25 protein-coding genes and 5 riboswitches are annotated in these 25173 nt (G+C 69.1%); of the genes, 15 read left to right on the top strand and 10 right to left on the bottom strand.

Going from position 1 to position 25173, the window contains the following annotated elements:
- The first annotated feature begins 34 nt into the window (after nucleotides 1–34).
- Nucleotides 35–2842, top strand: a complete 2808-nt coding sequence (locus tag ACFXBC_RS04040; RefSeq protein WP_385018409.1) for a glycoside hydrolase family 2 TIM barrel-domain containing protein — start codon at nucleotides 35–37, stop codon at nucleotides 2840–2842.
- 121 nt (nucleotides 2843–2963) lie between these two features.
- Here ACFXBC_RS04040 and ACFXBC_RS04045 read toward each other — a convergent pair whose 3' ends face one another.
- Entirely contained in the window at nucleotides 2964–3347 is a 384-nt protein-coding gene (locus ACFXBC_RS04045) for a VOC family protein (protein ID WP_385018411.1), read from the bottom strand.
- Between the two features lie 143 nt (nucleotides 3348–3490).
- Between ACFXBC_RS04045 and ACFXBC_RS04050 the strand changes: the two genes are divergently transcribed.
- The 3 genes from ACFXBC_RS04050 to ACFXBC_RS04060 all read left to right on the top strand — a co-directional run bounded on the left by ACFXBC_RS04050 (nucleotide 3491) and on the right by ACFXBC_RS04060 (nucleotide 6167).
- On the top strand, nucleotides 3491–4138 hold the full coding sequence (locus tag ACFXBC_RS04050; RefSeq protein ID WP_385018413.1) for a GntR family transcriptional regulator: 648 nt from the start codon (nucleotides 3491–3493) through the stop codon (nucleotides 4136–4138).
- A gap of 54 nt (nucleotides 4139–4192) precedes the next feature.
- Nucleotides 4193–5509: an MFS transporter gene (locus ACFXBC_RS04055; RefSeq protein ID WP_385018415.1), complete on the top strand. Its 1317-nt coding sequence runs from the start codon at nucleotides 4193–4195 to the stop codon at nucleotides 5507–5509.
- A gap of 166 nt (nucleotides 5510–5675) precedes the next feature.
- Nucleotides 5676–6167: a hypothetical protein gene (locus ACFXBC_RS04060; RefSeq protein WP_385018417.1), complete on the top strand. Its 492-nt coding sequence runs from the start codon at nucleotides 5676–5678 to the stop codon at nucleotides 6165–6167.
- A 162-nt stretch (nucleotides 6168–6329) separates the two neighbouring features.
- Here ACFXBC_RS04060 and ACFXBC_RS04065 read toward each other — a convergent pair whose 3' ends face one another.
- Complete coding sequence (locus tag ACFXBC_RS04065; protein ID WP_385018419.1) at nucleotides 6330–6833, bottom strand: RICIN domain-containing protein; 504 nt, start codon at nucleotides 6831–6833, stop codon at nucleotides 6330–6332.
- A 305-nt stretch (nucleotides 6834–7138) separates the two neighbouring features.
- Nucleotides 7139–7765, bottom strand: coding sequence for a TetR/AcrR family transcriptional regulator (locus ACFXBC_RS04070; RefSeq protein ID WP_385018421.1), 627 nt, complete (start codon nucleotides 7763–7765; stop codon nucleotides 7139–7141).
- 175 nt (nucleotides 7766–7940) lie between these two features.
- Here ACFXBC_RS04070 and ACFXBC_RS04075 point away from each other — a divergent pair, with 175 nt between their 5' ends.
- Genes ACFXBC_RS04075 through ACFXBC_RS04090 form a run of 4 tightly spaced genes read left to right on the top strand, consistent with a single transcriptional unit; the run spans nucleotide 7941 to nucleotide 12754 of the window.
- Nucleotides 7941–8507 (top strand): (2Fe-2S)-binding protein, encoded by a 567-nt coding sequence (locus ACFXBC_RS04075; protein ID WP_385018423.1) that lies wholly within the window; start codon nucleotides 7941–7943, stop codon nucleotides 8505–8507.
- Entirely contained in the window at nucleotides 8504–9496 is a 993-nt protein-coding gene (locus tag ACFXBC_RS04080) for an FAD binding domain-containing protein (protein ID WP_385018425.1), read from the top strand. The genes ACFXBC_RS04075 and ACFXBC_RS04080 overlap by 4 nt, the downstream gene beginning before the upstream one ends.
- Nucleotides 9493–11631 (top strand): xanthine dehydrogenase family protein molybdopterin-binding subunit, encoded by a 2139-nt coding sequence (locus tag ACFXBC_RS04085; RefSeq protein ID WP_385018427.1) that lies wholly within the window; start codon nucleotides 9493–9495, stop codon nucleotides 11629–11631. Before ACFXBC_RS04080 ends, ACFXBC_RS04085 begins: the two co-directional genes overlap by 4 nt.
- On the top strand, nucleotides 11624–12754 hold the full coding sequence (locus ACFXBC_RS04090; RefSeq protein WP_385018429.1) for an XdhC family protein: 1131 nt from the start codon (nucleotides 11624–11626) through the stop codon (nucleotides 12752–12754). The genes ACFXBC_RS04085 and ACFXBC_RS04090 overlap by 8 nt, the downstream gene beginning before the upstream one ends.
- Nucleotides 12755–12968: 214 nt before the next feature.
- On the opposite strand, the gene ACFXBC_RS04095 is transcribed toward ACFXBC_RS04090, so the two are convergent.
- The 6 genes from ACFXBC_RS04095 to ACFXBC_RS04120 all read right to left on the bottom strand — a co-directional run bounded on the left by ACFXBC_RS04095 (nucleotide 12969) and on the right by ACFXBC_RS04120 (nucleotide 17383).
- Complete coding sequence (locus tag ACFXBC_RS04095; protein WP_385018431.1) at nucleotides 12969–13391, bottom strand: hypothetical protein; 423 nt, start codon at nucleotides 13389–13391, stop codon at nucleotides 12969–12971.
- 167 nt (nucleotides 13392–13558) lie between these two features.
- Nucleotides 13559–13852 carry a DUF3040 domain-containing protein gene (locus tag ACFXBC_RS04100; protein WP_385018433.1) on the bottom strand — a complete coding sequence of 98 codons (294 nt, stop codon included), beginning with the start codon at nucleotides 13850–13852 and terminating at the stop codon, nucleotides 13559–13561.
- A gap of 284 nt (nucleotides 13853–14136) precedes the next feature.
- Nucleotides 14137–14511: a hypothetical protein gene (locus tag ACFXBC_RS04105; RefSeq protein WP_385018435.1), complete on the bottom strand. Its 375-nt coding sequence runs from the start codon at nucleotides 14509–14511 to the stop codon at nucleotides 14137–14139.
- A 29-nt stretch (nucleotides 14512–14540) separates the two neighbouring features.
- The gene (ettA, locus tag ACFXBC_RS04110; RefSeq protein ID WP_385018438.1) at nucleotides 14541–16208 is read right to left on the bottom strand and encodes an energy-dependent translational throttle protein EttA; all 1668 of its coding nucleotides are present in this window, start codon (nucleotides 16206–16208) and stop codon (nucleotides 14541–14543) included.
- A 69-nt stretch (nucleotides 16209–16277) separates the two neighbouring features.
- A complete protein-coding gene (locus ACFXBC_RS04115; protein WP_385018440.1) occupies nucleotides 16278–16751 on the bottom strand; it encodes an NUDIX domain-containing protein in 474 nt (157 codons plus the stop codon).
- A gap of 44 nt (nucleotides 16752–16795) precedes the next feature.
- A riboswitch (Fluoride riboswitch) is annotated at nucleotides 16796–16859 on the bottom strand.
- Between the two features lie 68 nt (nucleotides 16860–16927).
- Nucleotides 16928–17383 (bottom strand): Crp/Fnr family transcriptional regulator, encoded by a 456-nt coding sequence (locus tag ACFXBC_RS04120; protein WP_385018442.1) that lies wholly within the window; start codon nucleotides 17381–17383, stop codon nucleotides 16928–16930.
- Nucleotides 17384–17605: 222 nt separating this feature from the next.
- A riboswitch (Fluoride riboswitch) is annotated at nucleotides 17606–17667 on the top strand.
- A gap of 33 nt (nucleotides 17668–17700) precedes the next feature.
- Here ACFXBC_RS04120 and ACFXBC_RS04125 point away from each other — a divergent pair.
- The 5 genes from ACFXBC_RS04125 (at nucleotide 17701) to ACFXBC_RS04145 (ending at nucleotide 22289) form a co-directional block, all read left to right on the top strand.
- Entirely contained in the window at nucleotides 17701–18192 is a 492-nt protein-coding gene (locus ACFXBC_RS04125) for an inorganic diphosphatase (protein ID WP_385018444.1), read from the top strand.
- A gap of 113 nt (nucleotides 18193–18305) precedes the next feature.
- Nucleotides 18306–18370: riboswitch (Fluoride riboswitch) on the top strand.
- 39 nt (nucleotides 18371–18409) lie between these two features.
- Entirely contained in the window at nucleotides 18410–18613 is a 204-nt protein-coding gene (locus ACFXBC_RS04130) for a hypothetical protein (RefSeq protein ID WP_385018446.1), read from the top strand.
- Between the two features lie 456 nt (nucleotides 18614–19069).
- Entirely contained in the window at nucleotides 19070–20167 is a 1098-nt protein-coding gene (locus tag ACFXBC_RS04135) for a phosphotransferase family protein (RefSeq protein WP_385018448.1), read from the top strand.
- On the top strand, nucleotides 20164–20859 hold the full coding sequence (locus ACFXBC_RS04140) for a hypothetical protein (RefSeq protein WP_385018450.1): 696 nt from the start codon (nucleotides 20164–20166) through the stop codon (nucleotides 20857–20859). Before ACFXBC_RS04135 ends, ACFXBC_RS04140 begins: the two co-directional genes overlap by 4 nt.
- Nucleotides 20847–22289, top strand: a complete 1443-nt coding sequence (locus ACFXBC_RS04145; protein WP_385018452.1) for a hypothetical protein — start codon at nucleotides 20847–20849, stop codon at nucleotides 22287–22289. The genes ACFXBC_RS04140 and ACFXBC_RS04145 overlap by 13 nt, the downstream gene beginning before the upstream one ends.
- Here ACFXBC_RS04145 and ACFXBC_RS04150 read toward each other — a convergent pair.
- Nucleotides 22284–23300, bottom strand: coding sequence for a phosphotransferase family protein (locus ACFXBC_RS04150; RefSeq protein ID WP_385018454.1), 1017 nt, complete (start codon nucleotides 23298–23300; stop codon nucleotides 22284–22286). The genes ACFXBC_RS04145 and ACFXBC_RS04150 overlap by 6 nt on opposite strands.
- Nucleotides 23301–23545: 245 nt before the next feature.
- A riboswitch (Fluoride riboswitch) is annotated at nucleotides 23546–23610 on the top strand.
- A 310-nt stretch (nucleotides 23611–23920) separates the two neighbouring features.
- Here ACFXBC_RS04150 and ACFXBC_RS04155 point away from each other — a divergent pair.
- Entirely contained in the window at nucleotides 23921–24421 is a 501-nt protein-coding gene (locus tag ACFXBC_RS04155; RefSeq protein WP_385018456.1) for an inorganic diphosphatase, read from the top strand.
- A gap of 213 nt (nucleotides 24422–24634) precedes the next feature.
- Nucleotides 24635–24713, top strand: a riboswitch (Fluoride riboswitch).
- Nucleotides 24714–24882: 169 nt separating this feature from the next.
- Nucleotides 24883–25089 (top strand): DUF2180 family protein, encoded by a 207-nt coding sequence (locus ACFXBC_RS04160; RefSeq protein ID WP_385018458.1) that lies wholly within the window; start codon nucleotides 24883–24885, stop codon nucleotides 25087–25089.
- The last annotated feature ends 84 nt before the right edge of the window (nucleotides 25090–25173 follow it).

The raw sequence follows: 25173 nt of genomic DNA on the forward strand, positions 1-25173 counted from the left end.
CGTCTGACAACGTTGTCATCACCTCGGGAGCGACGTGACCCAGTTGAATCGCAGGCACTTCCTGTCCAGTGGGATCGCCGTCGCAGGCGGTGGAGTCCTCGGTGCGTTCGGGCTCTCCGACGTCGCGGCCGCCGCCCAGGGCGGCCCGGCAGGCACCGGCCCCCTCCGCAGCCACGGCCACGAGATCACCAGCGGCTGGACCTTCGCGGCCGCCGACGGCGCCGGCCTGCACGGTGAGGGGCTGGCCGGCGCCGGGCACATCGCCGGGATGAAGCCGGCCGTCGTGCCGGGGACACCGCTCACCAGCATGATCGCCAACGGCGAGTACCCCGATCCCCTCTACGGCCACATCGTGACCGATACGGTCCCGGACACCCTCAAGGACACCGGCTACTGGTACCGGGTCGCCTTCCCCGTACCGCGGCTGATCCCGGGCCAGCGGTTCTGGCTGCAGTTCGAGGGCATCAACTACCTGGGAACCATCTGGCTCAACGGCACCGAAGTGGGCACCATCGAGGGGGCGTACAGGCGCGGTGTCTTCGATGTCACGGACATCGTCGCGAAGGCGCACGGTACGGCCCATCTCGCGGTGCTGGTCGGCAAGCTGGAGTACACCGACCCCCCGTCGCTGCCGAGCTACGCCAGCGGCGTCACCCGCGGCGGCCACAACGGCGGCAAGACCGGGATCACCCTGAAGAACGGGCCGACAGCCTTCTGTACGGCGGGCTGGGACTGGCTGCCCACCATCCCCGACCGGGACCTCGGTATCTGGCAGCCGGTCACCTGGTCCACCACCGGGCCGGTCCGGCTGACCGACGTCCGCGTCGACCCCACGCTCTCCGCCGATCTCCGTACGGCCGACATCGCGATCGACCTCGCCCTCGACAGCGCCTTCGACAAGGCCAGGGCCGTGGTGGTGAAGGGGTCCATCGACGGTCACGCATTCGAACGGACCGTCACCGTGCCGGCCGGCTCGTCCTCGGTCACCCTGACGTCGAAGGACATCACCTGCCTGCGGCTGGATCGCCCGAAGCTGTGGTGGCCCAACGGCTACGGTGACCCCTACCGCTACCGGCTGGCGATCGGCGTCGAGTCCGGTGGCCAGGTCCACGACGAACGTACGGTGGACTTCGGCGTCCGGCGGATCGAGTACACCAAGCCGATCCAGTCACCGTCGGGCTCCCCGGCCGACTGCCTGGCGATCACCGTCAACAACCAGCCGATCCTGGTGATGGGCGGCAACTGGGGCCTGGACGAGGCACTCAGGCGTATTCCGCGGGAACGGCTGCGGGAGCAGGTGAGGCTGCACCGCGACGCCAACCTCAACCTGATCCGGAACTGGAACGGCCAGAGCAGCACCGAGGACTTCTTCGATGCCTGCGACGCGTACGGCATCCTCGTCTGGCAGGACTTCTTCTGCTCGACCGAGGGCCCCCCGCCGGGGAACGTCGCCCGTGACCTGGACAACATCCGCGACTGCATCGTGCGGTTCCGCAACCACCCCTCGGTCCTGCTCTGGTGCGGCGGCAACGAGGGCCCGCCGCCGCAGCAGCTCATCGACGGCCTGGACTCGCTGGTCGCCGAACTCGACCCCAAGCGCGCCGTGCTGACGAGTTCGGCCGGGGACACCGGCAAGGACCCGATCGGCGGGTACAGCTCGGGCGGGCCGTACCACTGGGTCACTCCGAGCACCCACTTCTCCCTCAACGACGGCACGCACTGGCCCCCGTTCCACAACGAGGTCGGCTCGTACTCGATACCCACGCTGGAGTTCATCAGGAAGATGCTCCCGGAGGCGTCGTGGGAGCACCCGGACGACTTCTGGGCCGACCGGGACGTCAACGGCAACGGGGGCAACGGCGGCGGCGCCGGCTATCTGCGGCTCACCGCGGAGCGCTACGGCGAAGTGCTCAACCTGCCGGACTTCGCCCGCAAGTCCCAGCTGATGAACTACGAGTGCACCAAGGCGATCTACGAGGCGCACGCCGCGAACATGGAGAGCGCCGCCGAGAACAAGCCGTATCCGCGCACCGGTGTCATCATGTGGATGACCAACCCCGCGCAGCCCAGCTTCGTCTGGCAGATGTACAGCCACGACCTGGAGGCGCATGCGACGTTCTACGCGGTCCAGCACGCGTGCCGGCGGGTGAACGTGATCCTCAACAGCCAGACCCTTGATGTGGTGGTGGCCAACCACACCCGCTCGGTGGTGCGGGGCACCGTCGCCGTCACGCTCCACGACCTGAACGGGGCCGCTTTCGCCCACACTTCCCTGCGCGTCGGTGGAGCGGATGCGTCCGACCACACCGTGATCGGCTCCATCGCCTCACAGCTCAAGGACGCACCGTCCGAAGTCGCTTTCGTCCGGCTCGTGTTCAGCGACGCGCACGGCAAGGAACTGGTCCGTAACTTCTACTGGGCCGAGAATCCGGCCCGCGCCGCGGGATTCGAGAGCCTGGACGAGGCACCTGCGGCCGCCGTCTCCGTCGTGGCCGGCACGGAGCACGGACGGGACGGACTCGGCCTGTCGGTGGAGGTCGAGAACACCGGCCGGGCCGTGGCGCTGATGCTGCATCTTCAGGTGTACGACACCAGGACCGGTGAACGCGTCCTGCCCGCCACGTTCAGCGACAACTACCTCAACCTGGTGGGCGGCGAATCCCGCACGGTCCGGGTACAGCTCGACGACGACCAGATCCGGCACCACCGGGACGTCGGTGTACGGATCGACGGCTGGAAGATCGACCAGCGGGCCTCCCGGCTGCGGGGGCACGGGGTCGCCGTGACCTTCAACCAGGCGGCACTCGCGACCCACCCGTCCAAGAAGACCTTCGGCGGGTAACCGGGACGCGTGGGTGGGCCGGTCCCGTCCGGCCCGCCCACGGTTCTGGCTCTGCCTGTGCTCTCGCAGCGGCTGCGCCGGTCTGTCGTACGGAACCGTCCAGGGGCGCGGCACGCGAGCGTCAGGAAAGCATGGCCGCCCGGTCGGCCTCACTGCGCAGAACGCAGAACTCATTGCCTTCGGGATCGGCGAGGACCGCCCAGCCCGAACCGTCGGGATTCCGGCGATCCGCGACAAAGGTGGCTCCGAGGCCCAGCAGCCGGTCCACCTCCTGATCGCGTGAGGTCTCGGGGCGCAGACACAGATGGAGCCGGTTCTTGACCGTCTTGGCGTCCGGCACCTGGTTGAAGTACAGCACCGGGCCCTCCGCAAGCAGCACCTGGGTCTCCAGGTCACCCGGCCTGTCCTCGGGGTGCTGCGGGCGGCCGGTCACCCGGCTCCAGAACCGGGCCAGCCCGTAGGCGTCCGCACAGTCGATCGCGACGTTCTGCAGTACCGAGACCATGCACGCGAGCCTTCCTGATCGCCGCGTCCGACGCCACCGGATTGCAGCCATCACCGGCCTGTACGGACCGGAGAGGCACCCGGCGGAGCAAACATGCTATCTGCATGTATCCATGCATGCATCTATTGAGTTAGAGTGACGCCATGGCCACCCGAGACACCACAGCGCGACCTTCCGCGTCCCACGCCGCTTACGCGCTCACGAAGGAACTCATCCTGAGCGGCCGGCTGCCCGGCGGCAGTCTGATCAGCGAGGGAGAGATCGCGGAGCGGGCGAGCCTGAGCCGTACACCGGTGCGTGAGGCTTTCCTCCGGCTGGCCGGTGAGGATCTGCTTGAGCTCCACCCCAAGCGCGGCGCTGTGGTGGTGCCGGTCTCGCCGGGTGAGGCACAGGACGTCCTGGAGCTGCGGCAGGCGCTCGAACAGGCGGCCGCGGAACGGATCGCCGAGCAGGGCCTGGAGGACGAGGACACGGCACGGCTGCGCGCCGTGATCGATCTCCAGCACGAGCGGGCGGAGGCCGGGGACGTCGAGGGGTTCGCCGAGGCCGACGAGATGTTCCACCGCGGCGTCGTGGACGCGGCGGGCAACACGCTGTCGAGCAAGTTCTACCGGACACTGACGGACCGGCAGCGGCGGATGAGCGTCTACGCACTGCACCTGCGTCCGGAGCGCCTGGCCCAACTTGCCGGGGAGCACACCGCTCTGCTGGAGCTGCTGCTGTCGGGGGACAGCGCACGGTTCGCCACGACGCTGAGATCACATCTGCGCGACACACACCGGCAGACCTGAGCCGTACGGCACCAGGCACACGCACACAGCCAGCTCCAGGAGACCGCGAGTCGTATGTCCGCCGCTCAACCGACCCTCACCACCACTCCCAGCGCTCCCACCACTCCCCCGGCGTGGCCCAGGATCGCGGCCTCCGCGATGTTCGCCTGTGGCTGGGGCGGAAACCAGTTCACCCCCCTGCTCATCATGTATCGCCGGGTCGGCGGCTATTCGGTGCTGAGTGTCGACATGTTTCTCGGCGCCTACGTGGTGGGGCTGATTCCCGGCCTGTTGTGCGCGGGCCCGCTGTCCGACCGGCACGGCCGACGTCGCGTCATGTTCGCGGGGACGGTCCTGTCGGTGATCGCGAGCGCGGTTCTCGCTTTCGGCGCGGAGGGCCCGTGGCCGATCTACGCAGGCCGGCTGCTCACCGGTATCGCGGTCGGGGTCGCCATGTCCGTCGGCAGCAGCTGGGTGAAGGAGCTGTCCACGGCGTCCGCAGACGCGACCCTCGGCGCCCGGCGGGCGTCGCTGTGGCTCACGTCCGGTTTCGGCCTCGGGGCGGGACTCGCAGGTCTGCTGGCCCAGTGGGGGCCGTGGCCGATGGTGCTGCCGTACGTGGTGCACATCGCGCTCACTCTCCCGGTCCTGGCGCTTCTGCCCGGTGTGCCGGAGACGCGCGCCGCCTCCCCGGGCACGGTCCGCGGACTGCTGAGCGATCTGCGTGTCCCTCCGCGCGGGCGCCGCCGGTTCCGGTTGCTGGTGCTGCCGATGGCGCCCTGGGTGTTCGGGGCGGCCGGGCTGGCCTACGCGGTGATGCCGCAACTGGTCGACGACCGTCTCGGGGACTGGGGCCTGGTCTACGCGACTGCCCTCACCGTCCTCTATCTGGGTGCCGGCGTCGCTGTCCAACCGCTGGCCAAGCGGCTCGACCGGGCGCGGAGCGCACCGAATCCCGGTGTCATCGCGATGACGGTGATGGTGGCCGGCACGGCGGTGTGCGCCGTCGACGCGGTGCTCCGCTCCCCCTGGCTGGCGCTGGCCGCGGCGCTGGTGCTGGGCGCGGGGTACGGAATCGCGGTGGTGACCGGGCTCCTTGAGGTGCAGCGCATCGCCGGTGCGGATGATCTGGCGGGGCTGACCGGTGTGTACTACGCACTCGCCTATGCGGGGTTTCTGCTGCCCACCCTCCTCGCGCTGATGTCCGTCCGGGTGCCGTATCCGGTGCTCCTGACCGGTGTGGCGACAGTGGCGGCCGGGTGCCTGGCCGTCGTGGTCCACGGAGTGCGGCGGCCGGAGGGGCGAGAGGTCCAAGAACCTTTGCGGGGGCCGGAGATGAGAGCGGACGTGGTGGAGCGGGAGAGCCGGTTCCGGGCGGCTCGGGAAGAGTAGCGCCCCACGGCGGCCGGGGCTGGGCAGCGGTGCCCGGAAGAGCGGTCGGGCGGGCCTGCCGCTCGGCAACGGGACGCGGGACCCATGTTGTTGATCATGGATTGCGGTGGTCGGGGCAGACGTCGTTCGAAGGGGTTCATGACGATGTGAAGGAGGCCCGGTGCCGATGCGGGAGACCAGGACTGACACCAAACGTCCCGGAGCAACGGAGGCGCTGTCCCCCACCGTCGTTCTCCTCGCGCTGGTGGGAGCCGTGCTCTGCGCCGCCGTGCTGCTCTTCGTACGTTTCGCGCACTGGGCCGGGGCGCATCCGGTCGCCGCCACCGTTCTCGCACTGCTCGCGGTTCCCGTGCTCTCCACCTTGTTCCGGGCGATGCCCGGGGCCCGCGAGCTGCGCCGCGCCGCCCGTGCGGGGATGGCCCGGGCCGACCGCGGACTCACCGGGACAGCCCCGGCCGTCGAGGCCGCCACCCCCTGCCCCGCTCCCCGGGCTTCCGGGACGACCGGGTTCTCTCCCCTCGGGGCACGGGACGGACTCACCGCCGTCATGCCCGAGCCCGCCCCCGAACTCACCGGGGCGGCTCCCGCGGCCTCCGACGATGTGGCGGTACCTGCCGGTCGGCGTAGCAAGTGCGGCTCGCAGTGGGACGGATCCTGACGGTGCTCGGGTACGGAACCGCCCCGGCAGGTCGCGGAAGACCTACCGGGGCAGCGGACAGGGGTGGTTGGGCCAACGACGGCACGCCGGAACCCGCCCTCACCGCCGAGGAGGGCGCAAGCGCCGCAGCCAGGGCGGGGCCCCGGCCTGCCCGAGGGGCACCTACCAGCTCTGCCCGGGGTCCTCGTGGTGCCAGAGGCGGTCGGCGCTGTTCGTGGCCCGGTACAGGCTGACCGTCGAGTACGCGCCGCCGACGGTGTCCACCGCCGCGGCCAGCCTGGTGTTCCCGGCCGGCCGCAGGCTCCACCACCCGGTCGCCCCCTCCGCACCGGTGTTGGTCGACTCGGGGACGATTTTCCAGCTCTGCGCCGCGCTTCCGTCGCAGTTCTCCATGGACACCGCCACTCCGACCGCCGCAGTGGATGTCGGCTGGAGACAGAGCCCGGCCTCCTCACTGCGGATCACCCAGGTGCTGTCGCTCCGCCTCTCCAACTCCCAGCCGACCACCACCCGCTTGTCGAAGACCGCGGCACGGATCGTGGCCAGCGCGGTGCCCGCGGCCTTGGAGTCGTTGAAGGACTCCATCCGGGAGCCATCGGCCCGGTTGACGATCTCCTGATGCCGGACACTGCTTACACCGGGCGCCGCTGATGCCTGCCCAGGCATGACGGCACCACAGAGGCTGACCGCGGCGACAGCGGCAGCGCAGAGACCAGGCCCCGGTGGGAACGAAGCGGCTTTCGGACGAGCATGGATGGAACCCCTTCCACGAGGAGGCGGCCTCGAACCGGCCGCGCACCTGCCACGGATGTACGGGGGCGAGCCTCCCCATCGGCCGTACGGAGGTATGCCGGAGAAGGAGTGATTAACCCGTCTTGATGACATAAAGCAGCTCATACCGTTAACGGACAACTCACTTGAACGCGGGCGGCCGGCGCGGTCAGCGGTTCGGCACCGAGATCCCTGAGTGCTCAGAACGCTCGCGGCGACGTCTCCGGCGCCCCCGACCTCAGCCCGTCCATCACCAGATCCAGCAGCCGGCCGGCGCGCGTCTGCCAGTCGCTCTGCGGATCTATCATCCACAGACCCGCGATCGCCAGCATGAAGTCGTCCGAGGTCACTCCGGGACGGATCGTGCCCGCCTTCTCATTCGCCGCGAGCAGCAGCGCGACAGCCTCCGTCAGCGGACCGTGCGCGAGACTCTTCATGGTGCCGCGGGCGGCCGTCGCTTCGCGCAGCGCCTCGGCGAGGCCCGCCTTGGCCATCGCGTACTGCGCGAGCCGGTCCATCCACTCGCGCAGTGCCACGCGGGGCGGCCGCGTGCACAGCAACTGCTCGGCGGCCTGCGCGACATGCTCCACCTCGTACCGGTACACCTCCAGGACCAGCGCCTCCCGGCTGGGGAAGTTCCGGTAGAACGTGCCCTGCCCGACGCCCGCCTTACGCGCGATGGCACTCAGAGGCGTGTCCGCCGAGCGCGTCAGTTCGGCGAGGGCCACCTCAAGGATGCTGTCACGGTTGCGCTGCGCGTCCGAGCGCAGCGCAGGCTGCCTCTTGGGGTGTCGCACACGTCCTCCTCCGGTGTGGCGCGGAATCATCCTTGCTGGGCGGACAGTTGTCCACTACGGTCGGGAACTCTGAACGGACAGCTGTCCGTTTAGCCTTCATCACCGTAGCGGCGGACCAGGCCCGGCACCGTGCCGACCCCCGTCGCCCCTCCCGACTCACAGCGCTGATTCTCCTCGCAACAGGAACGCGAAAGAAGGCCCCCTCATGGCCCCAGCGGGCACCCCGACCTCCAGCGCCGTCACGCTGCACATCAACGGAGACAAGTACACCCTGCCCGTCGACCACCGCACCACACTGCTCGACGCCCTGCGCGAGCGGCTCGATCTGACCGGTACGAAGAAGGGCTGCGACCAGGGGCAGTGCGGCGCCTGCACCGTGCTGGTCGACGGGCGCAGGACCGTTTCCTGTCTGCAGTTCGCGGTCGCCGCCGAGGGCCGCGAGATCACCACCATCGAGGGCGTCGCAGACGATGACGGGCTGCACCCCGTCCAGCAGGCCTTCGTCGAACTGGACGGGTACCAGTGCGGCTACTGCACCCCAGGGCAGATCTGCTCGGCCCTCGCGGTCCTGGAGGAGCACGCGGCCGGCTGGCCGAGCGCCGCGACCGAGGACGTGCGGCCCGAGGCCGGCCCTCAGCCACTGACACCGGAGGAGATCAGGGAGCGGATGAGCGGAAATCTGTGCCGGTGCGGCGCCTATGTGTCGATCGTGCGGGCCGTGGCCCAGGCGGCCGCACAGTCGGCCGAGAGCGTGAAGGAGCAGGCGGCGTGAGGGAGTTCGTATATGAGCGGGCGCATGATGTGCCGGGCGCCGTGGCGGTGCTCGGCGCCGATCCGGAGGCGCGGTTCCTCGGCGGCGGCACGAACCTCGTCGATCTGATGAAGGCCGGCGTCGAGCGCCCCGCACGCCTCGTCGACGTACGGGCACTGCCCCTCGACCGCGTCGAGCGCACCAGCGCCGGCGGCCTGCGGATCGGGGCGACCGTCACCAACAGCGATCTCGCCGCGGACCCCGAGGTGCGCCGCCGCTACCCGGCGCTGGCCCAGGCCGTGCTGGCCGGGGCTTCCGGCCAGCTGCGCAACATGGCGACCGTCGGCGGGAATCTGCTGCAGCGCACCCGCTGCGGCTACTTCACCGATGTGAGCAAGCCGTGCAACAGGCGGGTACCGGGCAGCGGCTGCCCCGCCGTCCGGGGCGAGCACCACAACGCGGCGATCCTCGGAGCGAGCGAGCACTGCGTAGCCGTGCACCCGTCCGACATGGGTGTCGCGCTCACCGCCTTCGACGCCGTGGTGGAGTACGAGACCGCGGACGGCACCGGGGAGATGGCGCTCGGCGACTTCTACCGCCCGGTCGGTGACACCCCGCACCTGGAGACCGCGCTGCCCGCGGGCGCGCTCATCACCGCAGTCACCCTGCCGCCCGCTCCGGTCGCTGCCCGCTCCCGCTACCGCAAGGTCCGCGAGCGGGCCTCGTACGCCTTCGCCATCGGATCGGTGGCCGCCGCGCTCGATGTACGCGACGGGGCTGTGCGGGACGTACGGATCGCCTTCGGGGCGGTCGCGTCGCGGCCCTGGCGGGCCCGGACCGCCGAACGGGAACTGCTGGGCAGGACCGCGGACGGCGCCTCGTTCGCCGCGGCGGCCGATGCCGAGCTGGCAGAGGCATCGCCACTGCCGCACAACGCGTACAAGGTGCCACTGATGCGCAATCTCGTCGTGGCACTGCTCACGGAACTGGAGCAGGAGGCGACCCGATGAGCACAGCTCCCACAGCGCCCACCATGGCGAAGCCCGAAGCGGTGGGCGTCGCCCACACCCGGATCGAGGGGTTCGAAAAGGTCACCGGCGCCGCCCGTTACGCCGGCGAGGTTCCCTTCGCCGAACTCACCCACGGCTGGCTGGTGTTGTCGACGGTCGCCCGCGGCCGTATCCGCGCGATCGACGAAGACGCGGCGCGCGCCCTGCCCGGGGTGCTCGCCGTCCTGCACCACCGCAACGCGCCACGGGTGAACGACGACGTCGTCGGGGTGCTCGGCCGCCCCGACCCGATCGTCGAGGTCTTCCAGCACGACCGGATCCCGCATGCCGGGTGGCCCGTCGCGCTGGTCGTCGCCGAGACACCCGAGCAGGCGCGCGAGGCCGCCGAGGCGCTCTCCGTCGAGTACGACGAGGAGCCGCATGACGTCTCCTTCCACCCGGACAAGGAGGGTGTCTACACGCCGGAGGACGCGGAGAGCACCAAGGGCGACCTGGAGGCCGAACTCGCCGCTTCCGCCGTGGTCCTGGACGCCAGGTACACGACGCCCGAGCAGCATCACAGCGCCATGGAGCCGCATGCTGTGACGGTGCGCTGGGACGGCGGGCGGCTGGAGGTCCACGACTCCAACCAGGGCAGCAAGTGGATCGCCGACGACCTCGCCCGTCTGTTCTCGCTCGATCTGTCCGCCGTGCACGTACGCTCCGAGCACGTCGGCGGCGCCTTCGGCTCCAAGGGACTCCGCTCGCACCATGTGGCCGCCGTGATGGCCGCGACCGAGCTGCACCGTCCGGTCCGTATCGCCCTGACACGACGCCAGGTGTTCGCGATCACCGGGTACCGCAGCCCCACCACCCAGCGGGTGCGGCTCGGAGCCGATGCGGACGGGCGGCTGCGCGCCTTCGCCCATGAGAACCATTCGCTCACCTCGAATCTGCGTGAGTTCGTCGAGAGCAGCGCTTCGTACGGACGCACCATGTACGACGCCGTCGCGCACCACACCGTCAACCGCGTCGTGCCGATCGACGTCCCCACCCCCACCTGGATGCGGGCTCCCGGCGAGGCACCTGGCTCCTTCGCTGTGGAGTCGGCGCTCGACGAGCTCGCCGAGCGGCTCGGCATGGATCCGATCGCGCTGCGCGTCCGCAACGAACCCTCGGTCGGCCCGGTCTCCGGGCTGCCGTTCAGCAGCCGCAACCTGCTCTCCTGCTACGACGAGGGGGCGCGGCGGTTCGGCTGGGCCGGGCGCGACCCCCGTCCGCGCGTGCGCCGCGAGGGCCGCTGGCTGCTGGGGACCGGCGTCGCCGCCTCCACGTTCCAGGCGGGCGCGGCCCCGTCGACGGCCTCGGTCACAGCGGAGCCCGGTGGCACCTTCACCGTCCGGATCACCGCGTCCGACGTCGGGACGGGCGCACGGACCGCCCTCACCCTCATCGCCGCCGACGCCCTCGACGTGGCTCCCGGGCAGGTCCATGTCCGCATCGCCGACAGCGACTTCGGGTCCGCCTGGGTCGCCGGCGGCTCGATGGGCACCCGGTCCTGGGGCTGGGCCGTCATGTCCGCGGCGCGTGAGCTGCGTGAGCGCCTCGTCCTGTCCGGCGGGGAGATCCCGGACGAAGGTCTCACGGCCCGCACCGACACCGCAGCGCTCATCGCGGCGCTCGCCGAGAAGGAGCGGTACGCGTACGGGGCGCAGTTCGCGGAGGCCGCCGTCGACGTGACCACCGGGGAGGTGCGGGTACGGCGGCTGCTCGGTGTCTTCGCGGCCGGCCGGATCATCAACCCCCTCACCGCACGCAGCCAGTTGGTGGGTGGCATGACGTGGGGGCTGTCCATGGCGCTGCACGAGGAGGCGGTACGTGACGAGGCGTCCGGCGGGCACGTCGGTGCGGACTTCGCGGGCTACCACTTCGCCGCGAACGCCGATGTACCGGTCATCGAGGCCGACTGGGTCGACGACCCGGACCCGGACGACCCCGTCGGCATCAAGGGCGTAGGCGAGATCGGAATCGTCGGCACGGCCGCGGCGATCGCCAACGCCGTGTGGCACGCCACCGGTGTGCGCCACCGCGATCTCCCCATCCGGCCCGACCGGGTGATCCTCGCCGAGGCGCACCGGGATGAGCGGCATGCTTGATCTCGCAGCCGGTCTGCACCAGTGGGCTCTGCAGGGGCGGGAGTTCGCCGTGGCCACCGTCGTCTCGGTGACCGGCAGCGCGCCCCGCCCACCCGGCTCGGCGCTCGCCGTCGACGCCGGCGGGCAGGTCATCGGTTCGGTCTCGGGCGGCTGTGTCGAGGGCGCCGTGTACGAGCTGTGCGTCGAGGCGCTGCGCGACGGCAGGGTGCGCCGCGAGCGGTTCGGGTACAGCGACGACGACGCGTTCGCCGTCGGGCTCACCTGCGGCGGCGCAGTGGAAGTGCATGTCGTTCCGGTGGGTACGGACGCCCCGTCCCGTCCGACGGTGGAGGCGGCGCTTGCGGCCGCGGCGAGCGGCGAGGCGGTGGCCCTGGCCCGGATCCTTGATGGGCCCGGCCATCTCGCCCACAGCGGCGGGGTGTTGCTGGTACGTCCCGATGGGTCGGCCGAGGGTGCGCTCGGCTCGTCGGACGACTCGGGGCTCGCCGCACAGGCGCGGGCGCTGCTCGGCATCGGGAGGACCGGGGAGTGTGCGGTGCCGGAGAGTTCGGCCCGGTGCGGCAGTGATGTCACCCTGTTCGTGGAGTCGAGCGTGCCGCCCGCCCGGATGATCGTGTTCGGGGCGGTGGACTTCGCGGGGGCGCTGGTGCGGGTGGGGAAGCTGCTCGGCTTCCATGTGACCCTCTGCGACGCACGCGGTGTCTTCGCGACGCGGGACCGGTTTCCCGAGGCGGACGAGGTGGTGGTGGAGTGGCCGGACCGCTATCTGCGCGGCACCGTCACCGACGAGCGGACGGTGCTGTGTGTGCTCACGCACGACTCCAAGTTCGATGTGCCGCTGCTGGAGGTCGCCCTGCGGCTGCCGGTCGCGTACGTCGGCGCGATGGGCTCGCGCCGCACCCATGAGGACCGGCTCCGCAAGCTGCGGGAGGCCGGGGTGGACGAGAAGGGCCTTGCGGGGCTGCGCTCCCCCATCGGCTTGGACACCGGCGGCCGTACGCCGGAGGAGACAGCCGTCTCCATCGGCGCGGAGATCATCACCGTCCTCCGGGGCGGCAGCGGGGCTCCGCTGAGTGGTGGCGGGGGGCCGATCCACCGTCCGGACCGTGTACGTGCCCGTTAGGCGCTGGGCCTCGGGCGCTTGACGTCGAGCGCATGAGCGGACCGGTACACGGCCGGAAGGGCAGCGGACCTGCTGCGGCTGCTGCAGCTGTCCGGTGGAGAGAGCGACGATCGGAGTCCGTTGGAGCCCGGAGGGCGGCATCACCGGACAGATGCCGCAGTACCACGCGGCCGTGGACAGTGGTCATGTCGACTGTCCACGGCCGCGCCGCTGCTCAGCGGACGTTCACCGTCACCACGTCAGAGGCGTGCAGGCGTACCGGCTTCTTGGCGTGCTTGCTGGTCAGGCCGTACAGCACCGCACGGAATTTCAGGTTGCCCCGGCGGGCGGATGTGCCATGAGCGGTGACCCGCGCATCGCCCTTGACCGCAGCACTGCAGTTCTCCTGGTGCCATCCCTCGCCGAAGCCGTTCTCCTCCAGGCACAGCTGATGCAGATAGCCGGCGCTGTCGTCGTCGCCGTGCGCCTTGACCGTGATGGTCTTGCCGACCTTGGCCGTGTGCGGCGCCGTGATCTCCACAGAGCCCTTGGCGAACGCCGGAGCTGCGGCCAGAGTCACTGCGGCCAGACCCAGCGCACCGAGCACGGCCACCCGGCCACCACGCGCCTTCATCCCGGTCTTCTTCGTCCTGGTCATGGACTTCCCTTCCATGGGCCTCCCCCGCAGGGTGAGACTCAACCCCTTCGCGAAGGCGCCCGGTGCGCCTTGCTGACTACCCAGATGAGGCGACCGCCCAGCCCGTTGCGCCGCGTTCGCTCCGTTACAGATCCACGACATATCGCTTCAAGGGGACGTGCTGCTGCTCACCGACCGCCTCTGAAGAAGTGGTTGCTGAAAACCAGAAACGTCCCGCAGAAGACGGCAGCCGCGCCCGTGGAGATCAACATGGCATTGGAGACGATGGCCCCCATGATCACGAAAACGACACCGATAATGCCGGCGATGATCGGCCCGACCGACAGAAACACGGGGACGGTCACGCGCGCGTGCAGCTGGGACTGGAGTGCGAACATCCTCTTGACGAGCTCTGGATCCTGCGCTGTCAGCCGGGCTTCCAACGCGTCGAGCTCCCGGCGCTCCTGCTCGGAGAGACCCATGTCAGAACCGCCGCCGCGACTGGCACGCCGTGCCGGTCGGCACAGGCATGGAACTCGGCACAGGCGATGAAGCGGACTGATGTGGCGGCGCGACGAGCATGGCAAACCCCTACCTGTGGTGAAGGTAGGGACCGTTGGCGGCTGCTGGCCGCGGATGTTGGCGAGCCCCTCCGCCATCCTGCGCACACTGATTATCGCAGAATACCCCTCCTGCCTCCCACAAGTCCCAGCCCGAGCCAACGAGTCAGTGCGTCAGCGCGTCAAGGCGTCAACGCGTCAACGCGTCAGCGGGGAGAACCAGCCCCCGGCAGACACGTCACCCGCAGCCGGCTGTGTCGGCCGCAGGTCCGGTTGAGCGCACGGGCGGCGCCCCGCAGGGTGTGGCACACGCCGACCTGTTGTCCGGTGTCCGCGGCCGTGGCGATCCACCGGGTCGCCTTCCCCGTACGACTGAGACGGGCCCGGCCCAGCAACCGCCCTTCGACGGCGATGACTTGAATGACCGGGTGTTCCGGAAACAGAGGCGCACAGGCCAGGCCCGGACAGGTGGCAAGGCGTCGGAGCGCCTCTTCCTCACAGAGGCGCCACTTGGCGTTGATCGTCACTGACTGCGCCACGCGCACCGCTGCCTTCACTGCGTCGGACTCGGCCGTCGTCATGGCGTACTCCTCGGGTCGGGGGGCGGCTGTCAGCCTCTGGTCAGCTGTCGGTGGGTGACGCGGTGCGGACGGGCCGCCTCCTGACCGAGGCGTACGGCCTTGTTGGCTTCGTAGTCGGCGAAGTTGCCCTCGAACCAGAACCAGGTGGCTCCGCCCTCCCACGCGAGGATGTGTGTGGCGGTGCGGTCGAGGAACCACCGGTCGTGCGCCGTGATCACCGCACAGCCAGGGAACTGGAGCAGGGCGCTCTCCAGCGAGGCGAGGGTCTCCACGTCGAGATCGTTGGTGGGTTCGTCCAGCAGCAGCAGATTGCCGCCCTGCTTGAGGGTGAGTGCGAGGTTGAGCCGGTTGCGTTCGCCGCCGGACAGTACGCCGACCGGCTTCTGCTGGTCGTGGCCCTTGAAGCCGAATGTGGCCACATAGGCGCGCGACGGCATCTCCACTGGACCGAGGCGGACATGGTCCTGCCCGTCGGACACCACCTGCCACACGGTGCGTTCCGCGTCCAGGCCCGCACGGGTCTGGTCCACATAGGAGACTCTGACGGTCTCCCCCAGCCTGAGGCGCCCGGAGTCGGGCTGCTCACCACCGGTGATCATCTGGAAGAGGGTGGTCTTCCCGACGCCGTTCGGACCAAGGACACCGACGATGCCTCCCCGGGGAAGCGAGAACGACACATCGCTCCACAGCAGGCGCCCGCCGTATCCCTTGGTCAGGTGGTCCGCCTCCAGGACCAGGCTGCCGAGACGGGGGCCCGGCGGGATCTGAATCTCCTCGAAATCCAGCTTCCGTGCCCTGGACGCCTCGTCCGCCAGTTCCTCATAGCGTTGCAGCCGCGATCGGGAGGTCGCCTGACGCCCCTTGGTGCCGGAGCGGACCCACTGGAGCTCTTCGTTCAGCCGCTTCTCCCGTTTGGCGCCCTTACGGCCCTCTACCCTGAGCCGGGCGGCCTTGGCCTCCAGGTACGTCGTGTAGTTCCCCTCGTACGGGTACACATGGCCCCGATCGAGTTCCAGGATCCACCGGGCAACGTGATCCAGAAAGTACCGGTCGTGGGTGACGGCGACCACGGTGCCCGGATAGCCCGCCAGGTGTTCTTCGAGCCAGGCCACCGATTCCGCGTCCAGGTGGTTGGTCGGCTCGTCCAGCAGCAGTAGATCGGGCTGGGACATCAGCAGCCGGCACAGGGCGACTCTGCGCCGCTCACCACCGGAGAGTGTCCGTACGGGCGCATCGGACGGAGGGCAGCGCAGAGCGTCCATGGCCTGTTCCAGCCGGGAGTCGAGGTCCCAGGCCCCGGCGTGGTCGAGGGATTCCTGCAGGATGCCCAGCTCGTCGAGGAGCTGCCGCGTCTCCTCTCCGCCGGCCCCGGCCAGCTGCGCCGTCACCTCCTCGTAGCGGCTCAGTCCAGCTCTGGTATCCGCTACCGCGTGCTCGGCATTGCCGCGCACTGTGGCGTCCTCGTCGAGAGCCGGTTCCTGTTCCAGGATCCCAACGCTGGTACCGGGGGCCGCGAACGCCTCACCGTCCGTGGGCCTGTCCAGCCCCGCCATGATGCGCAGCACGCTCGACTTGCCCGCGCCGTTCGGCCCCACCACCCCGACCTTCGCCCCCGGCAGAAAGGACAGGGTCACGTCGTCGAGAATGACCTTTTCGCCGTGCGCCATCCGGGCATCCCGCATGGTGTAGACATACATTTCGCCACACCCCTCGTCCTTCGGGTCAGCACATCATGACCACGGCTCATCACGCTTCCGAGCGCTTGCTCAGCGCACCACTCCTTGGACTGTCGGTCCAGCCGGAGGCGGTTCTTCGGTCTCCCCCCTGTGCAGGTCGTGGAGGGCGTAGAGGTAATCGTTCTCCGTCGGCCGGAGCACCAGTTGCGGCAGCTCGTTCATCGGTACGAAACGCGGCGTTCGCCCTGCCTCACACTCTCGGGGCTCGCCGGTGACCGGCTCCGAGGGAACCAGAATGATCTCAATCATGTAGCGCCCGGTGTCCTTGTCGTGCACATCCAGAACGAAGGCGCAATGCAGCGTTCCCGCGGTGAGACCGGACTCCTCACGCAGCTCCCGCCGCGCGCAAGCGATCAAGCCCTCGTCGGCGTGAAGGTGCCCACCCGGCAGTTTCCACACCTCCAGGCCGTCCTCTTCGCTCCCCACCAACAGGAGCGAATCGCCTCGGAACACGGCTACGGAGCAGCGTGTCTCAGTGAGGTCCGAAGGGCCGAACGGCGGCATAGGAACACCTCTGCAGTCCAGCGCGCCCCCGAGGGCAGCGCTACGAATCCACAGAGGCCATCAGCGGAGGGGTCCGCGGTTGTGGCGAGCCTCATCGCCGTCTGCCCTCCATCGTTGCGCCGCACCCGTCGAAGCGCAAGACGGTGCCGCATCCCTGCGGTACGGGGCTGGGGGCCTCAGAAGTCCGGGGCGCCGTGCTCCTCGTACTGCTCCAGCAGCTTGGTGCGCGCCACCTCAAGGCGATGGGCGAGGATCTGCGCGATGGAGTGGGTCAGCGCGAGCCCGAAACCAGGATCCTCCTGGCACAGGGCCAGCACCGCGGCGGCCTCGAACTCATGAGCCCGCACCGGGCTGAACGCCTCGGCCCCGAAATGCCAGACCTTGGGCGAGAAGAGCCAGGACCAGCCGAGCAGATCACCTGTTCCGAGTGTCTCGACCCTGGTCCTGCGGGATCCGGGCACCGCCAGATCGAGCGCGACAGTGCCGGAGTGGATGACCCAGAACTTGTCCGCGGGCTGCCCTTCTTCGAAGATCCGGAAGTCTTCCGGGAAAGAGATGTCCCTGGCCAGCCCGTTGAGGCGTTCTCCGTGCTCGTGCGAGAGGGTCGCGAACAGACGTGTCACAGGGGTCATGACCGGCAAGCTCCTTGCCTTGAGCACCTCGCAGGGCGCGCGGGGATGTCGTACCAATTTCCCCACGCGACGCTCTCTTTGGCATCCTGAATGCCGTACGGCTCTTGGCACGAACACCTTGCGGTGCCACGGACAGGAATTATCACCTGCCGTATGAAAAAAGCAACTGCCTTACACGGAAAGGCTGCTGGACTTGCCAGGCAGGACCACCGGCGGAACAATGGCGATAACGGTGATGAGGCTCACCTCAACCGCACTCCTGTGCTGATGGCCTCTATGCGGCGACGCGACGAGAGACCGCACACAGGAGGATCACCATGGATACCGTCACGGTCACAGTCGAGGCGACCTCGGGTTCCCTCTTCACCACGGAGACTCCGCCCGCCCCGGCGCGGGCCGACGTCTACTCGCCCTTGCTGTACGGCTGCGCTGTCGGGGAGGGGTGGCTCGAAGGCAGCCTGGACGAGGACGGCGAACCGGCGGATGCCCTGGTACTGCTCGACGAGCCTGCCCTGCCAGGACTGACCGTCCCGGCCCGCCCAATTGCGCTCGCCCATTTGACCGTTGACGGTACTCCGAACGACACACTGCTCTGCGTGGCCGCGGACCAAGCGAGATTCGACGAGATCACCGACATACGGACTCTTGAATCCTGGCACGCCAACGAGACAACGCTCGCGGACGTACTTCAACGATTCGGCCCGACCCACGACTGGCAGGTGCGCGGTATCGACGGCCCCCTGGCAGCCGAAGAATTCGTCAGCACCGCACGGCATAATTTCGAGCGCCTGACCGGGTCTCTGGGATGACGTGACGGTGGAGCAGAACGACGGCGGATCAACACCTCTGAGCGATTCCCCTTGGATTCCGCCCAGGCTGATCATCGCCCGGTTGATTGACACGAATTGAAATCCTGGTCATTCTGACCACAGGCGATGAGGCTCGCCTCATAACCGCGGATGCGCCGCTGATGGCCTCTACCGAAATCCGCGCCCGACGGCGCCGTGCCCGGTGAAGGAAAAAGGTATGACCATTGGCCTCGCGACCCACCTGTTCCTCATGCTGATCGTCTGTGTACTGGGCGGAGCAGCCCTGGCCGGCATCGCGAGCCTGCTCTGGCCGATGCCGTTCGGCGCATTCGCCATGATCGCAGTTTTCGTCGGCATCACCTCATGGATCCCGGCGCTCGCACATATCGCCCGGAAGCGTACGGGTGCCGACGAGCTCTAGTCACAATGGCCCCGGCCCCATCGCAACACCGCGATGAGGATGCGGCCGGGTGCTCCTTCGGTGGAGAGCCGAGACACCGGGGACGGCGCCGGTCGCCATGACCGCACTCCGATGACTCGCAAACGGTCTCCGTACCGCTGTCCAGGGCGGCACAAGGAGCAGCGACTCGGCGTGTACGCCACGAGGTTCCGGACCAGGGAGCCGCCTGGGGCTACTGTCCGTGCCAGACGCCCGCGAAGCGTCGACGGCGGTGGGGCTCGCCGGTTACGAACCGTGGCACCGATCGCCACCAACGGTCCCTGCATGTGCTGACGCGTGCCCGTCTCCAGGGCGCTCTCACCAAGCAGGAGCAAGCATGTGGGCCCTCACAACCGGTCGGGTATCTGCCCGGCCTCGCACCGATCAGCGCGACCCCGTCGGCAGGCGGCGGAGCGTGGCGATCCCCGTGGCACGCCGATGACGGACAAGCTGCCCCGTCCGCGGGCAACCGGCCCGTCCATCGACGGAGAGCCGTTGGTACGGGCACCGGAGACATCGGCGGACCGTCGCTGCGCCGATGTCATCGCCAGGACCATCCCGGAGATTGTGCTGGGGCTGTGGACCCTGGTCGGGGTCGAAGTGATCAGTGACCGGAACCACGGCAGGACACGGATCACCGAGGTTCGCGCCGAGATCACCAACCATATGACCGACTCCACCAGGACACTGGCGCTGGTCCTCAAACACCACCCGCCCGAAGGAGGCTGGGCCGCTGACCACGCTGCCCGGCGCTTGCGCGCCGCCGGTCTGGCCGGTCCGCCCTTCACAGTGGTCCGCACGCTGGGCACTGCCCCGGACGGCACCCTTGTCGCCGAGACCGCCGCCGGACAGCCATGGGCCGAGTCCCTCGTCGGGGAATCTGCTGCCGCCCGCGGGGCCGAGGCGGTGGCCCACTTCCTGTGTGCCCTCCAGGAAACCCGCGCAGTCCTGCCACCGGTTCCCGAGGTGCAACGGCACACGGACTCTGAACTGCGGGGGCTGCTCGATCTGGCCGCGCACCGCCTGCCCGGGGCCACCCGGCATCTTGAGGCACTGGCAGAACACCTGGACTCCGCTCTGACCACAGCAGCCGGCGCCGGTCCCGTGCCGAGCCATGGTGACCTGCATCCCCGCAATGTGTTCCTCGACCCGGCGCAGGAGCAATTCCGCTACCCCGCTGTCACCGTCATCGACCTCGACCACGCAGGACTGCGCGAACCGGCCGCCGACCTCGGCTACGCGCTCTGCCAGGTCCTGGTGACGGCAGGCCATCTCGGCCTCGTCCTTGAACAGTCCGCCCGGACCGCTCACGAACTGTGGTGCGCCTACCGAAGGGCCGGCGGGCCTGCCTCCGACGAACGGATCGCCGTCCAGACCGCCCGTGCCTTCGTCCAGGTCCTGCACTTCGAGCAAGTCGGCTTCGGCGGAGCGCCGATCGAGTCCCTCTCCTTCTGGGCTTCTGTCGCCGTACAGATCTGCCGGGAGGGGCCGGGGGCCCTGCACCGCCTCGGCGTCCACGGAACGGGGTGGCGATGAACCGCAGGCCGAAGGTGGCGCTGGCGTTCGTCCACCATGCCAACCAACTGATCATCGGGGACGGCTATGCGGAGCGTGACGGGCTCAGCCGGATCTGCCTGGGGTACGAGGAAGTTCTCTCCCTGCACCGCGCTCACGGCATCCCGGCCGCCCTGCACCTGTCCGGAACGTTGATCGAGGCACTGGCCTGGCACCGTCCCCGCTTTCTCGACCGGACCCGCCAGAGCGTCGTCGAGGGGTGGCTTTCCCTGCTCGGCGGCCCGTACGCCGAGCCGATCCTCCCCTTGCTGACACCCGCGGCCGGCCGCCGGCAACTCATCGCCATGGCAGACCTGCTGGAGCGCCATCTTCATGTGCCCGGAGGCTCGCTCAGGACTGCGTGGCTGCCCGAGCGCGTCTGGAACCCTACGCTGGTACCGGTACTCACCGACTCCTCGCTGCCCGGGGGCGGCTACCGGCGCACGCTGGTGGACGACCGGCTGCTGACCGTCGCGCCCGGACACGGCCACCCCGCCGGTGAGCACCGCCACTTCCGTGCGGCCGTTGACAGACGCGGACCCTACGAGTGGAACGGTGTCCCGCCGTCGCAGAGCGACATCGCGGACCTGATCGCCCCTGAGCTCGCGATGCCCCGCCGACTGCGCTGCGTCCGCTCGAACTCGTCCCCATCTCCTCCCACTTGCGTTACCTGATTCCCGCCCGGACCCCCGCGCATCTGCGGGCTCTCGATGATTTCGTCACCGCCCTGCAGGCCCAGGCGTCCGACCCGTCCGCCCTGTTGCTCGTCTACGCCGACGACTTGGAGCGCACCGCCGGCACCGGCGGATGGGAACCGGTGGCGGACGGCTACCGGTCCGTACTCCAGTGGGCCGCCGACCCCGCGGCGCCGGTACAGGTCGTCGGACTCGACGAGTGGCTCGACAACCATCCGCCTCACCCCGGTGATGTCCCGCCCGCCGGGAGTTACTACGAACTCGCCGTCGACTGGCGAGCCGGTGAGGACTACCCAGGCTGGGCCGCGGATCCACAGTGGCTCCCGTACGCGCGCCTCCTCGGAAGAGTGGAGCGCGAGATCGAAAGGTCGGGTTCCGCCTCCGCCGCCCGACAGAGTGACGGACGGCTGCGCGCACTCGCTGACCGTCTGGCGATGGTGGGCACCCATGAGACCGCCTGGCACGACCCACCGCATGATGACGGTCCCGCCGTCCTTGCCCCCTGGGCCAGAGCCACCGCCTCCCACGCACGCCTCGCGCTCCCCCTGCTGGCCGCGGCCCGCTGGGCGGCGACGCCCGGCCGTCTCCCACCCACCGGCACCATCTGTGACATCGACGCCGACGAGGTCGAGGAACTCCTCCTGGGCGGCGACGACATGTGGGCTCTCGTCTCCCCCCGAGAGGGAGCGCGAGTCTGTCTGCTGATTCACCGACTCGCGCCACCGACCACCGCAGGCAGCGCGAGACAGAGTCCCGCTGCGGCCCCTCCAGGTCCGGCCGGCGACGCCACCGGAGGCGCCCTCATCGTCGGTAACCCCGCCGACCACTGGAACCTCCAGGAACAACTGCACCGTTTCATGGACACACCGCCCGCCCATCCGGGAGCCCTCGCCGACCCCGCCGACCCCCACCTGGTCTGGTCGGCCGCACAGCCGGTACCACTCCCGAACGCCGTCACCGTCGACCTCGTACCGGCCGAGCCCCGGCCTTCGGCAGGCAGCCGACGTTACGCACTGATCAACGGGGTCCCCGCACTCGCGGCCTGCCTCCGTGGCGCGGTCGGTCAGCCGCTCGATGTGGAAAGCGCCCTCATCCCCGACTACCTCACCGCGCTGCTCGACGGCCGCGCCGATCTGCACCGGATCGGCGGCCACGGCTGGTCCGGCTGGTCTCTGTCGGGCCGGATCTGCTGGGTCGGTTTCGACCCTGCCCAGTCACGTCCCGTCCCACCGCACTGGAGCGCTGCGGGACACTCCCGGCCCTTCGCCCTGCGCAGCTCCGAAGGCCATATCGACATCCTGCTCGGCTGCGGCCCGGCCGATGAAATGTCCGTCGCGGACTGGATCACCACCGCGCGCCGCACTCTGCACGACGACGAAAGACCTGACGGGCCATCAGCAGGGTCATGAACCATCATCCGATGAGCCCTCGTCCAGAATGCGCTCCAGCGAATCCGCCCACGCGCGGGGCGTGCCCGGCCACGCCCCGGTGCCGATGACAACCCGGTAGTGGACACATTCGAAAAGCGTGGCCACGAAGTGCAGGGCCACCCGGCCCCGTGGGGCGGGCCCCTCCGAGGAGTCGTACGCGTCCTGGAACCAACGCCCCGCTCTGGCCCCCGCATCCGTGGCCCCCAGGCGGGCGAGCGACATGCTCATCAACTGCCCGAGGGCACGTCCTGGATCAGCGGCCGGCTCGCGCAGCCCCAGGCGGTCCGTATCGAATGCCACCACATCGGTGCCACACAGCAGAACGTTCTTCGGATGGAAGTCTCCGTGCGAGACAACGAGCTGCCCCGCATACCGATCGATGCTCTTGGAGACGGACTCAGCGATCCCGACGATCCGGTCGGCCACCGGCCGGTAGTCAAGGGTATCCGCCAACTCCGTTGCGCGCTCAATGATCCGGTACGGATAGGGCTTCGCGGTCAATAGACCAGGGGCTTTGATCCGTTGCAGGGCGATCAGCCACCCGGCGACCCTCTCGGAGATACCACTGTCCACCGCCCCCGTCCGCAGAACCGAATCCGCCCAGGTCCTGCCGGCCAGGAATTCGCGCACCAGTACATTGGCAGCCGTATCACAGGCGAAGGGACGCGGCACCCGGTACGGCGAAGGGGCCCGCATCCCCGACCCCCACAGTGCTTTCAGTCCCTCATAAATCTGCCACACGGGTGCTCGACGCCCGCCCGGATCGATCAGCAGGTGAAACACCAGGGTTTCACCGGACGCGTCGGTGCAGAGCAAATCCCCCGCGACGAACCTCTTACTGCCGTGCCGCCATTCCGCGACCGGCCGCCAGGAACGGGCCGCCCACTCCCCGTCACGGACTTCGGGCACCGACCGCACCCAAGCGGGCAGACCGTCCAGAAAGGACGCACCCTCCGTGCTTTCGCCGGACATCGGGCTCGTTGCCTCCACGCTTCAGCCGTACCAGCAGGGCACAATTTCTTTACGTCACATCTGGTGGCCCGCCGAGACCGGACCGCACCTCTCCGATCATCACAGCTAAACCGGGATCGTGGCGCGACCGTGTCCGGCGCGACCTCCCATGACCTGCGCAGTCGCACGTCGGCCCGGACCATTCGCGCTCCCCCGTTCGGACTTCCCGCCCTGGTTCGCTATGCTGCCAGGCAGTGCAGGACGGTATACCGATGGTGTGTACCTGTGCACGCGGTGATGGGGCTCACCACAACCGCGACACTCAGTCGCTGACGGTCCCTGGTCGTTCGACGAGACCAGGAGGACTCTGCCCATGGCTGTACCGAAGCGCTCACTTCAGAACCCACTCCTCCCGCGACTGCCGGATCCGGTGGCTTTCTGTCCGCATGTCAGCCCTCTACAGCCGGCTCCGCCCTATCGCGTGGACCCGGAATTCCCGATCGCCATGAACGGATGCGACGGGCGTCCCGGGCTGCCACGGAGTATCTGCCTCTGATACGGGGCCCCGGATACGAGTTCGCAGAGGCGCACCCGATCCCCACTGTGTCCTCGCGGACGCAGCCGAAATACGCACTCACCCACCCCGCCTGGAGGCCCCAGTGGAATTCGATGTGACCGTGGAAATCCCGCAGGGATCACGCAACAAGTACGAGATGGATCATGACCTGAACCGGATTCGCCTGGACCGGATGCTTTTCACCTCCACTCGATACCCTGCCGACTACGGCTATATCGAGGGGACGCTCGGCCAGGACGGCGATCCGCTCGACGCGCTCGTCCTCGTCGGCGAACGCACCTTCCCCGGCTGCTTGATCGAGTGCCGGGCGATCGGTGTGTTCGTGATGCGAGACGAAATGGGACAGGACGAGAAGGTCCTGTGTGTGCCCGCTCACGACCCACGCTACCAAGATGTCCAGGATATCGACGATGTCTCCGAGTTCGACCGTCTGGAGATCAGTCACTTCTTCGAGGTCTACAAGGACCTGGAACCCGGCAAGTCCGTCGAGGGGTCTCACTGGGACGGAAAGGACCAGGCCTATGCGGAGATCGAAGCATCGCGACAGCGCGCCGCCGAACAGAATCCGGCGCAACACGCATGACGGTCACCAACTGATCGGCCCGAAGACGAGCGGAGAACGGGCTCTGGCAGTCGTTGGCGGAGGTGACGGCGGGTACGGTGCCGCGTGTCTTCCGATTCCGCATTTCCGCCGGGCACACGCCGGACCCGCACGGGATCGCGACCGCACCGGACCCGGGAATCCGCGGAATGCGACGATGAATACGGCTTGACGGCACGCCGGTCAGCTGTTCCACTCAAAAGTGGCGATGGAACCCGCCTGGGCCGGTCACGGTCCGAACCGCCCTTCAGAGGCTGATGGCTCCTGACTTCCGCGTCAGGACGCATGCCCAGGGAGGTGCACCAAGTGGGTAGACCGCTCTTCACAGCTCTCCGGCTCGTTCTTCGTACATCACTCACCACTCACATGCACCGCCAGACTTCAGCATGCCGAGCGGCGCCTTGTTATGCGCTCATGCGCTCTCACGAGAACGGACCTCAGCCATGAAATGCTACGACTGCCACACTTCCGGCCGCATCACCCCGGCCATCGCACTCTGCCGGTCCTGCGGCGCGGGCGCCTGTGCCGACCATTCGTCCGTCGTACCGCAAACGCTGCACCGCATCAACGGGATGGGCGTGGCCACTCTGCCCCGCACCGCACGGCGCATCCTCTGCGAGGTCTGCTCCGCAGCCGAACACAGCGCCTAGAGATCGTCCGTGGGGGTGGGTGGGGGGGGGGTGGGAGCGGTGGTGTCTAACGACGAACCGCGGGGGAGGGGTCTGAGAGAGCGC

The sequence above is a fragment of the Streptomyces sp. NPDC059398 genome (assembly GCF_042751845.1).
Lineage (GTDB): Bacteria > Actinomycetota > Actinomycetes > Streptomycetales > Streptomycetaceae > Streptomyces.

Bases quoted from the DNA above. Each gene is read 5' to 3' on its own strand.
- ACFXBC_RS04045 (WP_385018411.1), bottom strand. From the start codon at position 3,347: ATGGTCTCGGTACTGCAGAACGTCGCGATCGACTGTGCGGACGCCTAC.
- ACFXBC_RS04050 (WP_385018413.1), top strand. From the start codon at position 3,491: ATGGCCACCCGAGACACCACAGCGCGACCTTCCGCGTCCCACGCCGCT.
- ACFXBC_RS04055 (WP_385018415.1), top strand. From the start codon at position 4,193: ATGTCCGCCGCTCAACCGACCCTCACCACCACTCCCAGCGCTCCCACC.
- ACFXBC_RS04060 (WP_385018417.1), top strand. From the start codon at position 5,676: ATGCGGGAGACCAGGACTGACACCAAACGTCCCGGAGCAACGGAGGCG.
- ACFXBC_RS04065 (WP_385018419.1), bottom strand. From the start codon at position 6,833: ATGCCTGGGCAGGCATCAGCGGCGCCCGGTGTAAGCAGTGTCCGGCAT.
- ACFXBC_RS04070 (WP_385018421.1), bottom strand. From the start codon at position 7,765: ATGATTCCGCGCCACACCGGAGGAGGACGTGTGCGACACCCCAAGAGG.
- ACFXBC_RS04075 (WP_385018423.1), top strand. From the start codon at position 7,941: ATGGCCCCAGCGGGCACCCCGACCTCCAGCGCCGTCACGCTGCACATC.
- ACFXBC_RS04085 (WP_385018427.1), top strand. From the start codon at position 9,493: ATGAGCACAGCTCCCACAGCGCCCACCATGGCGAAGCCCGAAGCGGTG.
- ACFXBC_RS04090 (WP_385018429.1), top strand. From the start codon at position 11,624: ATGCTTGATCTCGCAGCCGGTCTGCACCAGTGGGCTCTGCAGGGGCGG.
- ACFXBC_RS04095 (WP_385018431.1), bottom strand. From the start codon at position 13,391: ATGACCAGGACGAAGAAGACCGGGATGAAGGCGCGTGGTGGCCGGGTG.
- ACFXBC_RS04100 (WP_385018433.1), bottom strand. From the start codon at position 13,852: ATGGGTCTCTCCGAGCAGGAGCGCCGGGAGCTCGACGCGTTGGAAGCC.
- ACFXBC_RS04105 (WP_385018435.1), bottom strand. From the start codon at position 14,511: ATGACGACGGCCGAGTCCGACGCAGTGAAGGCAGCGGTGCGCGTGGCG.
- ettA (WP_385018438.1), bottom strand. From the start codon at position 16,208: ATGTATGTCTACACCATGCGGGATGCCCGGATGGCGCACGGCGAAAAG.
- ACFXBC_RS04115 (WP_385018440.1), bottom strand. From the start codon at position 16,751: ATGCCGCCGTTCGGCCCTTCGGACCTCACTGAGACACGCTGCTCCGTA.
- ACFXBC_RS04120 (WP_385018442.1), bottom strand. From the start codon at position 17,383: ATGACCCCTGTGACACGTCTGTTCGCGACCCTCTCGCACGAGCACGGA.
- ACFXBC_RS04125 (WP_385018444.1), top strand. From the start codon at position 17,701: ATGGATACCGTCACGGTCACAGTCGAGGCGACCTCGGGTTCCCTCTTC.
- ACFXBC_RS04130 (WP_385018446.1), top strand. From the start codon at position 18,410: ATGACCATTGGCCTCGCGACCCACCTGTTCCTCATGCTGATCGTCTGT.
- ACFXBC_RS04135 (WP_385018448.1), top strand. From the start codon at position 19,070: ATGACGGACAAGCTGCCCCGTCCGCGGGCAACCGGCCCGTCCATCGAC.
- ACFXBC_RS04140 (WP_385018450.1), top strand. From the start codon at position 20,164: ATGAACCGCAGGCCGAAGGTGGCGCTGGCGTTCGTCCACCATGCCAAC.
- ACFXBC_RS04160 (WP_385018458.1), top strand. From the start codon at position 24,883: ATGAAATGCTACGACTGCCACACTTCCGGCCGCATCACCCCGGCCATC.